10 protein-coding genes are annotated in these 16,221 nt (G+C 73.1%); 7 read left to right on the top strand and 3 right to left on the bottom strand.

From position 1 onward, the window contains the following. From AC2D8W_RS09625 to AC2D8W_RS09605, 5 genes are all read left to right on the top strand, one after another. A complete protein-coding gene (locus tag AC2D8W_RS09625; protein WP_484671353.1) occupies positions 1-3,183 on the top strand; it encodes a CHAT domain-containing protein in 3,183 nt (1,060 codons plus the stop codon). Between the two features lie 59 nt (positions 3,184-3,242). Further along, entirely contained in the window at positions 3,243-5,642 is a 2,400-nt protein-coding gene (locus AC2D8W_RS09620; RefSeq protein ID WP_484671352.1) for a CHAT domain-containing protein, read from the top strand. Next, positions 5,639-8,779: a two-partner secretion domain-containing protein gene (locus tag AC2D8W_RS09615; protein WP_484671351.1), complete on the top strand. Its 3,141-nt coding sequence runs from the start codon at positions 5,639-5,641 to the stop codon at positions 8,777-8,779. The genes AC2D8W_RS09620 and AC2D8W_RS09615 overlap by 4 nt, the downstream gene beginning before the upstream one ends. Further along, a complete protein-coding gene (locus AC2D8W_RS09610; RefSeq protein ID WP_484671350.1) occupies positions 8,776-10,644 on the top strand; it encodes a ShlB/FhaC/HecB family hemolysin secretion/activation protein in 1,869 nt (622 codons plus the stop codon). The genes AC2D8W_RS09615 and AC2D8W_RS09610 overlap by 4 nt, the downstream gene beginning before the upstream one ends. Before the next feature lie 192 nt (positions 10,645-10,836). Beyond that, positions 10,837-11,514 (top strand): 3-keto-disaccharide hydrolase, encoded by a 678-nt coding sequence (locus AC2D8W_RS09605; RefSeq protein WP_484671349.1) that lies wholly within the window; start codon positions 10,837-10,839, stop codon positions 11,512-11,514. 10 nt (positions 11,515-11,524) lie between these two features. On the opposite strand, the gene AC2D8W_RS09600 is transcribed toward AC2D8W_RS09605, so the two are convergent. Continuing rightward, positions 11,525-12,283: a VOC family protein gene (locus AC2D8W_RS09600; protein WP_484671348.1), complete on the bottom strand. Its 759-nt coding sequence runs from the start codon at positions 12,281-12,283 to the stop codon at positions 11,525-11,527. A gap of 135 nt (positions 12,284-12,418) precedes the next feature. Between AC2D8W_RS09600 and AC2D8W_RS09595 the strand changes: the two genes are divergently transcribed. After that, the gene (locus AC2D8W_RS09595; RefSeq protein ID WP_484671347.1) at positions 12,419-13,240 is read left to right on the top strand and encodes an enoyl-CoA hydratase; all 822 of its coding nucleotides are present in this window, start codon (positions 12,419-12,421) and stop codon (positions 13,238-13,240) included. Positions 13,241-13,285: 45 nt separating this feature from the next. After that, positions 13,286-14,329, top strand: coding sequence for a formylglycine-generating enzyme family protein (locus AC2D8W_RS09590; protein WP_484671346.1), 1,044 nt, complete (start codon positions 13,286-13,288; stop codon positions 14,327-14,329). On the opposite strand, the gene AC2D8W_RS09585 is transcribed toward AC2D8W_RS09590, so the two are convergent. Both AC2D8W_RS09585 and AC2D8W_RS09580 read right to left on the bottom strand, forming a co-directional pair. Then, a complete protein-coding gene (locus tag AC2D8W_RS09585; protein WP_484671345.1) occupies positions 14,305-15,147 on the bottom strand; it encodes a fumarylacetoacetate hydrolase family protein in 843 nt (280 codons plus the stop codon). The genes AC2D8W_RS09590 and AC2D8W_RS09585 overlap by 25 nt on opposite strands. Positions 15,148-15,247: 100 nt before the next feature. Further along, positions 15,248-16,180, bottom strand: a complete 933-nt coding sequence (locus AC2D8W_RS09580) for a glutaminase (protein ID WP_293484508.1) — start codon at positions 16,178-16,180, stop codon at positions 15,248-15,250. Positions 16,181-16,221: the final 41 nt, after the last annotated feature.

The raw sequence follows: 16,221 nt of genomic DNA, 5'->3' as shown, positions 1-16,221 counted from the left end.
ATGCGTGGGGCCCCTTCCCGCATCGCCCGAGCCCTAGCCCTCGCCGCGGCCGCGCTCACATGTGCGACCCCGGCCCTGGGTGCGCCGCGCGAGAACTTCTCGTTGGGCCAGAGCGCCCGGAGCGGGGCGGTCTGCACGGCGGTGCGGGACTGGGACGACCCGCTGGCCCAGCGCGCCGGACAGCGGGCGTGGCAGGTGATGTGCCGTGGCTGGACCCAGACGCTGGGCCGCATCTACGCCTTCCACACCGACGCCGCGGCGGGCGCAGCCGCCTGGCGCAGCGCCGTGTCGGACCGCGCCGCCTGCGACACCGCTCAGGCCGCGGCGGACGCCGGCCTGCCCCGCACGACGCTGGCGGCCTGCAAGACCAAGCCGCTCGGCGCGAGCTACGTGGTCTACGAGGCCCGCGACGGCAAGGACGTGGTCGCCGCCGAGGGCTACGCCGCGATCGCCGACGTCCTGGCCACCGGGGTCAAGGTGGCGCTGGGCCGCTCCAGGCCGCCGGCCGCGACCAGTCAGCAGACCACCAACCTGGGCACCGTGCTCGGCGGCCAGATCGAGAACCTCAACGCCGTCGCCGAAGCGAGCGCCGCCTCGCCCGCCAAGCAGAAGGAGTCGGCTTATCGCGAGGCGCAGCTCTGGCAGTTCGGGGACGCGGAGTCCCGGTTCAGCCAGCTCGCTGCGGCGTCGCTGGAGCGCCTGAGCCTCGCCGACCGCGCCGAGGCCTACCTGAACGTGGCGCTCAACGCCTCCAACGGGGGCCGCACCGCCGAGGCGGAGTCCTACTTCAAGGCCGCCGCGCCGCTCGTCCGGGAGGCCAACAGCACCCCGTTGCGCGCGCTGATGCTGAACATGCTGGCGGCGCATGCGCGGAACCAGCGCCGCTTCGAGGAGGCCATCGACCTGGCGCGGCAGGCGATCGCGCTGCGGGCCAGTTCGGCGCAGCTCGCCGCCGCCGGGCTGGTGACCGCCGTGGGGCCCGACATCCGGCTGGGCCAGGCGGCCGCCATGGCCCTGAACGCCCAGGGCAAGATGCCGAGCCTGCAGCTCTCCGCCAACGAGCGCGAGGCGGTGCGCGACGCCCAGGCCTGGCAGATCATCGGCACCTGCATGGAGGCGCTGAAGCGGCGCACCGAGGCGCGGCAGAACCTGCAGGCGGCCGTGGAGATCCTGGAACGCCCCCGCGGCGCCGACGTGCTGGGATCGGCCGCGCCCTGGCTGGTGGTGCGCCTGCAGGTGGACCTGGCCGGTCTGGACCGGGCCGACGGCGCGCCGCAGCTCGCGGTGCGGCGTCTCGAAGCCGCCCTGGCGGCCTACGAGATGCAGGACGCCGACTCCCTGCCGCTCGGGCGCTTCATCCTGGAACTGGCCCGCGCCAAGGCGGCCGCGGGCATGGAGGAGGCGGCGCTGGCCGACTTCGAGCGGGCCTTCGCAATCTTCCAGGCGAAGCGGGGCGCGCTGGGCGCCTCCGCCGACGCCGCGGCCGACTATTTCGACCTCCTGCTGAAGCGGATGGGCAGCGACCCCGTCGGCAAGGCCGCCGACGCCCAGCGGTTCTTCACCAGCTCGGAAGCGCTGGTCGGAGAGTCCACGGCCGCCGCGTCGCTGCAGTTCGCCGAGCGCCTGAGCGCCGAAGGATCGGCGAGCGCCGGCATCTCGCGGGCCCGCGACGCCACCCTTCGCCTGATCGCCCAGAAGGACCAGGAGATCCGCCAGCTGCAGCGCGCAGGCGCCTACACCGGCGAGGCGCGCGCCAGGGCGGACGCCGAGCTGGACGGGCTGCGCAAGCAGGCCAACGAACTCGAACAGCGCCTGTTCGACGCCAATCCGCGCTACGCCACCGCGCTCTCGACGACCGTGACCAGCAAGGACCTGCAGGGGGAGCTGAAGGAGGGCGAGGCCTATCTGAAGGTCATGCTGCTGGCGACGCGGGGCTACGGGGTCCTGATCACGCGCGACGCCGTGCGACCCTACGCCATCGACCTCAGCCGGCCGGAAGCGCGGCGGCTCGCCATGCGCCTGCGCGAGCCGATCAGCGAGGTGGGATCGGGCTTCCTCGGGGAGTGGGACGTCGCGCTGGCGCACCAGCTCTACAAGGCGCTGCTCGGCCCCATCGAGCCGCAGCTGCGGACGGTCCGGCGGCTGATCTACCAGCCCGACCCCACGATGGTGGGCGTGCCGCTCGGGGCGCTGGTGACGGACGCCGAAAGCGCGCAGGTGCTCGCCCGGAACGTCGAGGCGGCCCGCGCGAAGAAGGCCCAGGTCTCGTATCGGGGCGTGAGCTGGGTCGCGTCCCGCCTGGAGACCTCGGTCTCGGTGTCGACCGCGGCCTTCTTCAACACCCGCCGCAGCCGGCCCAGCCGGGCGCCCAAGCCGTTCCTGGGCTTCGCCGACCCTCTCATCGCCAAGGACTCGTCGGCGTTCGGCAGCGTCGTGGCGCCGGACTGGTCGATCCAGTTGGCCGGCGGCGAGGACTTCTGCGCCGTGTTCCGCAAGCAGCTCATGGACATGCCGCAACTGCCCGAGGCGGCCGCCGAGGTCCGCTTTGTGGCCCAGGCCCTGGGCGCGCCCGGCAACGTCATCGTGGGCGCCGACTTCACCGACGAACGGGTCAAGCGCGGCGGCGGGTTCGAGGGGTCGCTCGACCAGTACCGCATCCTCTATTTCGCGACCCACGGACTGCTGCCGCAGTCGAACGGCTGCCTCCAGCCGGCCCTGGTCACCTCGCAGGGCGGCGCGGCCAGCGATTCCCTCCTCGACGTGAGCGAGATCCCCGAGCTGCAGCTCGACGCCGACCTCGTCGTGCTTTCCGCCTGCGACACGGGCGCGGGCCTCGAGGACGGCGGCGGCGGCGCGGCGCTGGGCGGCCTCGTCTCCACCTTCACCTACGCCGGGGCCCGCAACCTGCTGGTGTCGAACTGGGAGGTGGATTCGGCCGCCACCGAGGTCCTGATGTCGGCGTTGTTCAAGGCCAAGGCCGCCACCCAGGGCGAGGCGCTGGCCGCCGCCGAGCGCAGCTTCATCGCCCGCGACGACGACTACTCCCATCCCTACTACTGGGCGGCGTTCCTGATCGTCGGCGACGGCGCGCGCCCGCTGCCGGCGGCCGACGCCGCTGAGCCGGCCCCCGACGCGCAGCGCGTCGCCCTCGCGACGCCCCGGCTCGTCGGAGCTGCGCCTTAGGCGATTGACAAGCCCCCCCGGCGCGCCGCCACAATTCAAGGCGTAGCTTGGGGGAGAGCATGAGACGCGGGGGCGTCCCACGCTGGGCGGTTTCGACAGTCGTGGCGGCGGCGTCCGCCGCTTGCGCCTGGGCCACGCCCGCCGCGGCGGCCCTGTCCGATCAGCTGTGCATTCCCACGGGCGCCGACCAACTGGCCGCCTATCCTTCCGCCGCCGAGCTCCAGCGGGCGGCGGCCATGGCCGAGCAGAGGCTGTCGCGCCGGGGCGCGGCCGACCCCTTCGCCGACATCGCGCCCGCGCTGGACGTCCCCGCCGCCGGCGCCGAGCGGCCGTCTCCCCAGGCGCTGGCGGAGTACTGCGCCGCCGCGGGCGAGCTCATGCGCGTGAGCGCCCAGGGCAGCCAGCTGCAGGCCCAGACCTATCTCCTCGCGGCCTTCCAGGCGGCGAGCCGGGCGCAGCTGCAGGGCCCCGCGTCGGTGGCGGCGTACCGCCTGGGGCTCGTTTCGCTCTCGGGCGCGCCCGCCACGGGCGGGACCCGGGGCGGCGGGCGGCGCGCAACCCGCGGCCCTTCGGACGCCGTGCGCGAGGTGGGCGAGATGCGCGGCGGCCCCTGCGAGCTGCTCCAGCGCACCGCCTTCGTCGTCAACTCCAGTCTCCCCCTGTCGGTGGCCTCCCTGGGCTGCGCGGCCGAGCAGGCGCGCGCGGCCGGCGACCGGCGCACGGCCGCCCTGGCCGAGCTGCGCCTGACGCGCCTGCGGCTTTCGGTGGCCGAGGCCAACCTCGAGGCGGCCGCCGCCTTCCGCGCCGACGCCGCCCAGTCGGCCCGCGCCGGGCTCGCGGACGCCCGCGGCATCGGGGACGCCGACCTGCGCGCCGAGGTCATGGGCCGCCTGGCCGCCGCCCTGCTCGACGCCGACAAGGGCCGCGCCGGCGAGTTGGCCCCGGTCACCGCCGCCATTCGCGAGGTCCGGACTCCTGCCGCGCAGGCCTACGCCGCGGCGCTCGACGCGCGGGCGGCCGCCGCGGCCGGCGACCGGCTCACGGCCCGCCGCCTGCTGGACGAGGCCCTGCTGCTCGAGAGCCAGCGCAGCCTGCCCACGCGGCTGCCGGAGTACCGCCTGCTGCTGGCCGAGATCGACCCGGCCCACCGCGAGGCCCACGTGCTCGCCGCCTACGACGCGCTGGAGGCGATCCGGCCGCTGCTGCCGCGGTTCGATCCCATCACCGAGGAGACGGCGTTCAGCCTCTACATGCGCCGGGTGTTCCAGGGCGCGGTGGATGTCCAGCTGGCCGGGGCGGACGGCGGCGGGGCGGCCATCCGCGTGAGGAACGCCCAGCAGATCCTGGAGGCCTACCGGCAGGCCGAGCTGCAGAGCGTGTTCGGCAGCGAGTGCATCCCGGTCCGCGACGCCCTGAAGCCCGAGACCCTGCGGGCGGGCGAGGTGCTGCTGTATCCGATCCTGCTGCCCGACCGGCTCGAGCTCCTGTACGTGGCCGGCGGCCCGGGCGGGACCACCGAGTTCCGGCGGCTCCCGCCGAACACCCGCGTCGACCGCCAGGCCGTGGCGCGGCTCGTGGAGACGGTGGTGGTGCCGCTGAGCGGCGACGGCGACGTCCGCTGGCGCGCGGCGTCGCGCGAGCTTTACGACCTGCTGATCAAGCCCATCGAGGGTCAGCTCACCGAGGGTTCGCTTCTGGCGGTCGTGCCGGACGGCGCCCTGCGCAGCCTGCCCTTCGCGGCCCTGCTCGACGACCGGGACCGCTATCTGGTGCAGAAGACCCGCATCGCGATCGCCCCCGCCCTCGCCTACTCCCAGGCCGGCCGCGACGAGGCCCAGGGCCTGCAGCTGGTCGCGGCCTCGCTGGAGAAGGAGGTGCGGCTCCCGGCCGGCCGGTTCGAGAAGCTGGAGGGCACGGCGTCCGAGGCCAAGCTCGCCGCGGTGGTCGACGGCCAGCGGATCGAACGCGCCCGGGTGATCGAGAACTTCAACAAGACGGACCTGGTCACGGCGCTCACCCGCGAGCAGGTCGACGTCCTGCACCTGGCCACCCACGCCTCGTTCAACGGCCGTTCGGACCGCGCCTTCATCGTGGCCGACGGCGAGGTCATCCTGCTGTCGGAACTGCGCCAGATCCTGGGCCAGAACCGCACGCGCGGCGGCGAGCTGGATCTCCTCGTGCTCTCGGCGTGCGAGACGGCCGTCGGCGACGACGAGGCCAGCATGGGCCTGGCCGGCGCGGCGGTGCAGGCCGGCGCCAAGAGCGCGATCGCCTCGCTCTGGCCGGTCAGCGACGTGGGGACCGCCGAGCTGATGAAGATCTTCTACGGCTTCTACCGGGACGGCCGGACCAAGTCCGAGGCCCTTCGCGAAGCGCAGCTGGCGCTCATCGGCAGGGGCGGCGACCTGGCCGATCCCAACATCTGGGCCGCCTTCACCCTGCTGGGAGCCTGGCGTTGAGAGGAGCTGTCGCGGCGCTGGGCCTGGTGCTGGCGGGCTGGCCCCTGACGGCGCTGGGGCAGACGGCGATCAACCCGGACGCGGCCGCCGGCCGGGGCCTCGGCACCACCGTCGGCCAGGCGGGAAGCGTCTTCACCATCGACGGCGGGACCCGGGCGGGCGGCAACCTGTTCCACAGCTTCAGCCGCTTCGACCTCGGCGCCGGCGACACCGCGCTCTGGACCCGCGCGGCGGGCGACGCAGGCGCAATCGCCAATGTGATCAACCGCGTGACGGGCGGCGACGTCTCGACGATATCCGGCACGCTCGACTCCACCGCCCTGCCCAACGCCGCCTTCTGGTTCATCAATCCGGCCGGCGTCGTCTTCGGGCCCGGCGCGCGGGTGAACGTGCCGGCGGCCGCCTACTTCTCCACGGCGGCGGCGCTGCGGTTCGCGGACGGGACGCGCTTCTCGGCCGCCGCGCCCGACGGCTCCACCCTGTCGATCGCCGCGCCAGAAGCGTTCGGCTTCGTGGGCGGCGAGGGCGCCATCGTCATCAACGGGGCCGGTCTCGATTTCGCCCCCGTCCAGTCGACGCTCAGCTTCACAGGATCCAGCATCCGGGTGGAGGACAGCGAGTTCGCCGTGCGCGGCCTGGATTTCGCCGCCGCCGGCGGAGCGGCCAGCGTGCGGGTGGAGGAACCGCTGTCGGGGTCGACTTCGGGGACCGTGGAGATCTTCAACAGCCTGCTCGGCGTTGTGGACATCGCGGCGGTGGGCGGGCGCTCGCTCAGGGTGGCCGGCGGAGCGATCGATCTTCAGACGTCCAGCCTCTTCTCGGACGGCAACGTCATCGTGCAGGCGTCTCGTCGTATCGACGCCACCGGCGCGTCGATCAACGTCTCCGGCCTGTCAGGCGACGCGGCGGGCGTCATCGTGCTTCGCGCCCCCGAAGTCATCCTGGACGACACCCGCCTGCGCGCCGACGCCGCCGCCGAGAGCGCGCCGGGCCGGATCCTGGTCGAGGGTGAAAACGTCGCCCTCCTCGGCGTCACCGTGCTTGCCGACGCCAAGGACGGCGTCGGCGCCCTGCCGGGGCTGGTCCAGATCCGCGCCACGGACGACCTCTTGCTCTTCGGCAGCAACATCCGATCGAACGCCAACGGCGACGCCGACGGCGGGGTCGTGACCCTGGAGGGGCGCGCCGTCGAGATCATCGACAGCAACGTCGAGTCCGACACCCTGCCGATCGCCCGTGGCAGCGCGGGCCTGGTGACCGTAAAGGCCGAGACGCTCCTGCTGGCGGGCGCGAGCGCCATCACCTCCACCACCAACGGGGAGGGCGCCGGCGGGAACGTCCTGATCGACACGGGCGAGCTGCGGATGCAGGACGCCTCGGCGATCCGCTCCGACACCCGCGACTCCGGCGACGCGGGCGGCGTCACCATCCGGGCCGACAGCATCGATCTCATGGACCGCGCGTCCATCACGTCGCGGGCGCGCTCCGGCACGGGCAACGCCGGCACCGTGTTGCTCGACGTCGGGCGGCTCACGATGACGGACGCCCTCATCTCCTCGGGCACCGACAGCCGCGGCGACGCCGGGGCCGTCTTCATCACCGCCCAGGACATCGTGATGGACGGGGCGCGCCGCGCGTTCACCGCCATCACGTCCGAGACTTTCGGCCCCGGGGCGGCCGGCAACGTGTTCATCGACGTCAAGACCATGACCGTGCGGGACGGCGCGCTGGTGTCCTCCGACACCCGCAGCGACGGCGACGCCGGCGGCGTGGCCGTGGTGGCCCAGGACCTCACCGTCGCCAACGGCGGGGCCATCTCCTCCGACAGCCTCGGCGAAGGGGACGCGGGGGACGTGGTCATCTCGGCGCGCCGGCTGACCGTGACCGGGGGCGACTTCGACGTCACCTACATCAGCTCCGACAGCCTGAGCACGGGCGACGCCGGCACGGTGAGCATCGAAGCCGGCTCCATCCTCGTGGACGGCCGGGCGTTCATCTCGTCGGACGCCTACTCCGGCGGCGAAGGCGGCCAGATCGTCGTGGCGGCCGACAGCATCGAGCTGCGCGACTTCGGCGCCATCCGCTCCCAGACGCGCTCGGACGGCGACGCCGGGCTGGTGCTGATCGAGACCAAGTCGCTGACCCTCGCGGACGGCGGCTTCATCTCCTCCGAAGCGATCGGGCGGGCCAGGGGCGACGCCGGGATCCTCGACATCGCCGCCGAGCGGGTCCTGGTCGGCGCGGAGTCCTCCATCTCCACCTCCACCGCCGGTTCGGGCGATGCGGGCGCCGTGTCCATCATCGCCGACGAGATCACCCTGGACGGCGGCACGGTCAGCTCGTCGGCCGAGCCCGGCGCCACCGGCTCGGCCTCCTTGCTCAGCCTGGAGGCCCAGACCCTGCGCATCCTGAACGGCGGCGCGGTGTCGACACTGTCCACAAACCCCAACCCGGCCGGGATCGTGACCATCGCGGCCGGCGAGTTCCTGGTCGACGGCCCCGGCTCGATCGTCTCCAGCGAGAACCAGTCGGGCAATCCGAACTTCGGCGGCCTGGGCCCGGGGCCCGGCGGCGACGCCGGCGCGATCCTTATCGCCGCCGACAACGTGACCATCTCCAACGGGGGCCGGGTCAGCACCAACGCCTTCAGCGGCGCCGCCGGCGACATCCAGGTGAGCATCCGGCGGCCGGGATTCTTCACGCTCGAGGGCGCAAGAGCGCCCGGCGTGATCCAGACCTCGTCCGGCCCCGGCACGGGCGGCAAGATCACCATCGCCGACCCCCTGGCCTTCATCTCCAACGGCGGCTCCGTCCTGGCGCAGGGCCAGCAGCGCGGCGCGAACGTGGTGATCCAGAGCCGCTACTTCATCAACTCCACCGATCGGGCGAACATCGTGGACGTGGCCGGTGACTTCACGCTGAACACCGCCACCTACGACGTCTCGACCGGCATCGTCAGCCGCGACATCTCGGTGCTCGACGCCTCGAAGGTGCTGCGCGGCCAGTGCCCGGCGGCCCGCTCGACCGGTGCGGTGAGCCAGCTCATCACCCGCCCCGTGGGTCCCTACGCCCGCGAAGGCGCCGCCGAGGCCCCGCCGCCTCGGGCCGTCGCCACGCCCGGCGGAGCCTGCCCTTGAACCGCCCTGCAGCCGGTCTGGCCGTCCTTCTCGCCGGCGTCGCGCCGGCGGCCGCCCTCGCGCAGCCCGCCCCGGCCGAGCTCTCGCCCGGACGCACGGGCCCGCAGGCGACGCCGCCCGCGCCGCCCCCGTTCGCAAGGCCGGCGCCCGCCCTGATCCCCGCACCGGCCCAGGGCGGCGGCGCGGCGCCCGCGCAGGACGGCGGCCTGCCGGTCCGCGACGTCCGGATCGCCGTGGGGGGGCCGCATCGTGCGGCCGTGCCGCCGCGCGGATGGCGGCCCCCGTCGGAGCCGGGCGCGGGCCTCGCACTCGACCATCAGGCGGACGAGGCGCTGGACGAGGCCTGGCTGCGTCGCCAGTTCGCGCGCAACGGCCTGCCGGGCGCGGGGGTCGCCCGGGCGCTCGCCCTGGTTCAGGTCGTCAACCGCAGCTTCCTCAGCGCGGGGTTCATCAACTCGGGCGTCGTGGTGCGACCCAGCCCCGAGGACGGCGTGCTGGCGCTGGAGATCGTCTACGGCGGCCTGGCCTCGCCCGCCGGCGACCTGCCGCCGGTGACCGTCGCCTGGACGGGAGGCCGCGCCAAGGGTCTCGACGCCGACTACGTCATCGCGCGGATGCCGTCGGCGGCGCGCCGCCCGCTTTCGGCCTTCGAACTGGAGCGGGACTTCCGCCTCCTCGCCGAGGACCCTGCGATCCGCACCATCAACGCCGACCTGCGCCCGGGGACCCGGCCCGGCGAGGCGTCGCTGGCGCTGGCCGTGCTGCCGCAGGACCGCTACGACCTCTACGTGACCGCTGCGAACAGCCGCTCGCCCACGGTGGGCGGCGAGCGGGCGGCCGTGGGCGGCTCGATCCGCAACCTCGTGGGACCCGGCGACCTCTTCAGCGCCGAGCTCGGCGTCACCGACGGCGTGGAGGACGTGACCGCGGCCTGGACCTTCCCGTTCGTCTCGCCGCGCACGCAGGTGTCGGTGCGCGGGGCCTACAACGACGCCGCGGTGATCGACCGGCTGCTCGCGCCGCTGGACATCAGCGCCAAGGACCGCGCCCTCGAGGCCGGCGTGACGCGCAAGGTCCTCGACGTCCCGCTGCTGCCGGCGGCCCAGCCGGGGCGGTGGACGCCCGCGCGCACCTTGAGCGTGGGGGCGCTGTTCGCTTGGCGGCAGTCCACCTCGTACCTGCTGGGCGAGCGCTTCTCCTTCGCGCCGGGCGCCGTCGACGGCCGCACCGAGTACTATGCCCTGCGGCTCGTGGCGGACTATGTGACCCGCAACGTCGACCGGGTCTTCGCGCTCTCGGTCACGGCCACCCAGGGGCTCGACGGGACGCGGCCAGCGGTGGCCTCGCGCCTCACGCCGGACCGCGACTTCCGCGCCGTGCTGGCCCAGGTCAACTACGCGCGGCGCCTGGACGACGCGGGGACCGAACTGCGCCTGCGCGCCTACGGTCAGTGGTCGGACAGCGCCCTCTATTCGGGGGAACGGTTCTCGGCGGGGGGCGAGTCCACCGTGCGGGGCTACCGGGAGAACCTGCTGCTGGCCGATCACGGCGTCGCGGGTTCGGTCGAGGTCGCCCGGCCAATCAACCTCGGGGGACGCCCGCGCGCGGGCGGCTTCGCCTGGGGCGCCTTCACCCTCTCGGCCTTCGCCGACGGCGCCTATTTGCGCGACTACAAGAACAGCCTGTTCGACTCGCGGATCTACAGCGTCGGCGGTTCCGTCACCTGGACCCCGGCCGACTGGCTCTTCGCGCGCGCCACCTTCGCCGAGGACCTCAAGGAGGTGGAGGTGGCCGGCGCCCGGGACCTGCAGGACCGCGGCCTCTCCTTCCGCGTCACCTTGCGGCCCCTCGCGCTCTGGCGCTGACCGCGGATCGGCTCAGCGCGCCTTCCCGGCCGCGCCGACCGCAACGGCCGCCCGGATCAGCGCCATGAAGGCCGCCTCGCCGCCGCGCGATGAAAACGCTTTCCCGAGGCCGCTGCCCGCGCCACGCTGAGGCGAGAACAGCCCGGGGAGGACGCGATGGCCGGACGTGCAAGGACAGGTGCGGGGGTCGCATTGTCGTTTCTGGCGTTCGCCGCAGTCCTCGCCTCGGCCCCTTCGCCCGCCGTGGCGCAGAACGCCCTGACCGCGGCGGAGGCCCGCGCCGGGTGGAAGCTGCTGTTCGACGGACGCACCACGGCGGGCTGGCGCGGCTTCAAGGCGCCGGCGCCCGATCCGGGCTGGCATGTGAAGGACGGCGCCCTCAGCCCCGACCCGAAGACCTCCAAGGACATCATGACCAAGGAGACGTTCGGCGACTTCGAGCTCGCCTTCGACTGGAGGATCGGTCCGAAGGGGAATTCAGGCGTGATGTACCGCGTCACCGAGGAGGGCCAGCAGACCTACTGGAGCGGGCCGGAGTACCAGGTGCTCGACAACAGCCGCGGCGAGCCGCCCCGGCAGCGCGCCGGCGCGCTCTACGACCTTGTCGCGCCCACGCAGGACGTGACGCGGCCGGTGGGCGAGTTCAACGAGTCCCGCATCGTCGTCCGCCGCAACCACGTCGAGCACTGGCTGAACGGCGTGAAGGTGGTCGAGTACGACCTCGGCTCGGACGACTTCAAGGCCAAGGTCGCGGCCAGCAAGTTCCGCATCTGGCCGATGTTCGGCACGGCGTCCCGAGGCCACATCGCCCTCCAGAACCACGGCGACGAGGTGGCCTACCGGAACATCAGGATTCGTCCGCTGGACTGAACCGGAACCCCTACCCCTTCACCAGCTCCACGCGGGTCCCGCAGAGCTTGACCGCGCCGTCGTCGTCGACGGCGCCGCGGGCGGCGGCCCGGGCCTTCACCGCCTCAGGGTCGCGGACCTTCACGTCGAACGCGCGCAGGCCCTCGCCGCGCCCGTCGGTCACGGGCACGAAGCGGATCTCGCCGCCGTCGACGCCGACCACCCACGCCCCGTCGCGGTAGGTGACCGGGCGGTCCATCACCTGGCCCCAGCGTGTCGCCATGGCCTCGGGGTCGTCCCCCTGCAGCTCGGCGCCGACGATTTCCAGCGAGGTGTCGGTCCGGACGTTCTTCTCCCAGTCGGGGCCGCCCCATTCCCAGCGCGACTTGGGGACCATCACGTCCAGCGAGAGGATCGCGCCGCCCACGTCGCGGGGGTGGAGGTGGCTGTAGGCGACCTTGCCGTCGTCGCGGTCGGTCTGGTGGACGATGCGCACGCCGATGTCGGCCATGCGCTTGCGGGCCCCCGCCATGTCGCCGTCGATCTGCATGATCACCATGTAGCCGCCGTCGCCGCCGCGCTTGTCCAGAAGGCGGCCGGCGGTGGTGCCCTCCTGGATCGGCGAGACGACCTCCAGGAAGGTGTCGCCGATCGGCCAGACGGCGTTGTGCAGGCCGAAGTGGCCGACGCCGGGGTCAGGGTAGTCCTTGCCCAGGCCCAGCACCTCGACGATCTCGGCCTTGGCCTTTTCGAGGTCCTGGCCCACCAGGGCGATCTGCCGAAGCCGCATGCTGTCCTCCCGTAGTTTTGCCGAAGACTACGGGGTCCGCCGCCACGGCGGTCAAGGTCGATCGCGCGCGGACGTCTTCCAGACCGGACGTTCAAAGGCGTAGTGTCGCGCCCAACGAACGGAGGGAGACCCACCATGGCCGCGATCGACACCGGCACGAACGACCTCTTGGCCGACCTCGACGGCGGCGTGCTGACCATCACGCTGAACCGTCCCGAGGCGCGCAACGCCATGAGCGACGACATGAACCAGGCCCTGGCGCGCACGCTCGCCGACGCGGAGTTCAATGCGGACGTGAAGGTCCTGGTGCTGACCGGCGCCGGCAAGGGCTTCTGCGCCGGCGGCGACGTGAAGGGCATGAACAGCCGCAACGAGGGCGGCGGCCCCGGCCAGGGCATCGACTACGCCATCCACCGCCAGCGGGTGAACCAGCGGGCCACCGCCGGCAAGCTCTTCAAGATGCCGAAACCCACCCTCGCCGCCCTGCCCGGCGCCGCGGCGGGCGCGGGCCTGGGCCTGGCCCTCGCCTGCGACCTGCGGATCATGGCCTCGACCGCGATCATGACCACCGCCTTCGCCAAGGTGGGCTTCTCCGGCGACTACGGCGGCACCTACTTCCTCACGCAGCTCGTGGGCTCGGCGAAGGCGCGCGAGATGTACTTCCTGTCCGACCGCGTCGACGCGCAGGAGGCGCTGCGCCTGGGCCTCACGAACTGGGTCGTCGAGCCCGACGAGCTGCAGGCGAAGACGAAGGAGATCGCCGCGCGCCTCGCGAACGGCCCCACCATCGCCTACCGCTACATGAAGGAGAACCTGAACCGCGCCATGGCGGGCGACGTCGACGACTGCCTCGACCTCGAGGCCACGCACCACGTCCACTGCGGCCAGACCGCGGACCACAAGGAAGCCGCCCGCGCGTTCGTCGAGAAGCGCGAGCCGGTGTTCGTCGGGCGCTGAGCCCTGGCGCGCTGCGAGGTCCTCGCCGCGGTCGCGGCGCTGGCCATGCTGGCCGGTTGCCGCGAGGCGCCGCAGACGACCGCCGGCGCGCCCCGGCGGCCGTGCCTGTCCGAACGCGTGACGCCGCAGGCCGCGCCGTCCACGGCGGGCATGGTGCTGATCGAGGGCGGCGCCTTCCTGCAGGGCGCCAAGCCCGCCCGTCGCGAGGAGGGCCCGCCGCGCCGCACCACGGTGGGCAGCTTCTGGATCGACCGCACCGAGGTGACCAACGACGATTTCGCCCGGTTCGTGGCGGCGACCGGCTACGTCACCCTGGCCGAGCGGCCGCTCGACCCCAGGGCCTATCCGGGACTGTCGGGAGACCAGCTCAAGCCGTCGGCGATCGTCTTCGTGGGCGCGGAGAACATCGACGCCGGTCCTGGCGGCTGGTGGCGGGTCGTCCAGGGCGCGGACTGGCGCCATCCGCATGGGCCCGGCAGCTCGATCGAGGGCAAGGGCGCCTGGCCGGTCGTGCAGATCGCCTATGACGACGCCCTGGCCTACGCGCGCTGGCTGGGCCGCGACCTGCCGACCGAGGCCGAGTGGGAGTACGCGGCGAGGGGCGGCCTCGACGACGCGGCCTACACCTGGGGCGACGCACCGCTCGACGCCCGGGCGCCCCAGGCCAACACCTGGCAGGGCCCCTTCCCCGCCGTGGACGCCGGCGGCGACGGCTACAAGGCCCAGGCCGCGCCGGTGGGCTGCTTCCCCGCCAACGGCTACGGCCTGCGCGACATGGCCGGCAACGTCTGGGAATGGACCCGGGACTGGTACGCGCCGAACCTGGATCCGTCCGAGACCCGCGATCCCGTCGGTCCGCCGGCCCGGACGGCCTTCGCGCCCGGCGAGGAGCGGCGGCGCGTGATCAAGGGCGGCTCGTACCTGTGCGCCGACAACTTCTGCTTCCGATACCGTCCGCCGGCGCGGGAAGCGGGGCCCACGGACACCGGCTCCGACCACGTCGGCTTCCGCACGGTGCTGCGCGTCGCCGACGCGGCGGGCGTCGGGCGCGCAGGCGCCGCGGGTCAGAGCGGCTCGACGATGCGCTGACGCTGGAGGCCGAGGCCGTCGATGCCCGCCTCGACGACGTCGCCGGCCCGCAGGAAGCGGGGCGGCCGCTTCCCGAGGCCGACTCCGGGCGGGGTGCCGGTGAGGAGAACATCGCCGGGCGCGAGGCTCATGAAGCGGCTCACGTAGCTGATCAGGGCGGGGATTCCGTGGACCATCTGGTCGGTCGAGGAGTCCTGCATCCGCTCGCCGTTCACGGCCAGGCGGATGGGCAGGACATGCGGATCGGGGATCTCGTCGCAGGTCACCAGCCAGGGGCCGAGCGGCGCGAACCCGTCGCACCCCTTCCCCTTGTCCCAGGTCCCGGTCCCCTCGAGCTGCCACTGGCGCTCGGAATAGTCGTTGGCGACGCAGTAGCCGGCCACGTGCGCGAGCGCCTCGGCCTCGCTGACGTAGGCGCAGCGCCGGCCGATCACCACGCCCAGTTCGACCTCCCAGTCCGCCTTCACCGAGCCCCTCGGCAGCGGCAGGTCGTCGTTGGGCCCGGTGGGCGCGCAGGCCTTCATGAAGATCACGGGCTCGTCCGGAACCTTGGCCCCGGTCTCCGCGGCGTGGTCGGCGTAGTTCAAGCCGATGCAGACGATCTTGCCGACGGCGCCGACGCAGGGCCCGAGCCGCGTGCCGGGGTCCACCTTGGGGAACTTGGCGATGACGAGGTCGCGGACGCGGCCCGCGGCGACGCCGGTGAGCGCCGGGCCCGACCAGTCCTCGATCTCGCTCGAGAGGTCGCGCCAGACGCCCCAGTCGTCGATCGCGCCAGGCTTTTCCCGTCCCGGGTCGCCGAACCGGATCAGCTTCATGGCTGCGAATCTCCCCTAGCGGCTACGGCGGCCTCGTACTCGCAGGCCGCCGTGGCCGGAAAGTCCGGGCTGGCACGGAGGTTGGGCGGTCGTTTAGCCGCTAGAATATCGACCAGCCCGTCCGCTGGACCAGCTTCTCCAGCGCCAGCGTCCCAACCTGCGAGTTGCCGACCGCGTTCAGGCCCGGCGACCACACCGCCACGGCCGCGCGGCCGGGCACGATGGTCAGGATGCCGCCGCCCACGCCGCTCTTGCCCGGCAGCCCGACCTCGAAGGCGAACTCGCCCGACGCGTCGTAGTGGCCGCAGGTGAGCATGATGGCGTTGATGCGCCGCGCATGCTCGGTCGAGACGATGCGCTCGCCGGTGATGGGGTCGACGCCGCCGTTGGCGAGGAACAGGCCGGCGCGCGCGAGCTGCTGGCAGGTGATCCGCAGAGCGCACTGGTTGAAGTAGGTGACGAGCGCGTCCTCCACCGGCGCCTTCAGGTTCTCGAACCCGCGCATGAAGTAGGCGAGGCTGAAGTTCCGGAAGCCGGTCGCGGCCTCCTGGGTCGCCACCTCCTTGTCCACGTCGATGGTGTCGTTGGCGGCGAGCTTGCGCAGGAAGTCGCGGATCTCGCCGATGGCTTCGTCCGGCCTGCGGCCGGCGAGCACCGCGTCGGTCACCACGATCGCGCCTGCATTGATGAAGGGATTGCGCGGCACTCCCCTTTCGGCCTCGAGCTGCACGATGGAGTTGAACCGCGATCCCGACGGTTCGCGGCCCACCCGCGTCCAGAGCTCGTCGCCCAGCTTCTCCAGGGCCAGCGCCAGGGTGAAGACCTTGGAGATGCTCTGGATCGAGAAGGGCATCCAGGAGTCGCCCGTCTCGGCGACCTGGCCGTCGCAGGTGATGATCGCCATGCCGAACCGCCGCGGGTCGACCCGCGCGAGAGGGGGGATGTAGTCGGCCACGAGGCCCTCCCCGCGGTGCGGCTGGATCTCGCGCGCCACGTCGGCCACGATCTCGTCGAGGTTCAGGCTCCCACCCATGGGACGACGGTATGCGCCGTGCGGAGTCGCAGCAAGGCAGC

This window comes from Phenylobacterium sp. T106 (assembly GCF_057219735.1).
This window is presented reverse-complemented; position numbering and strand designations above follow the sequence as displayed.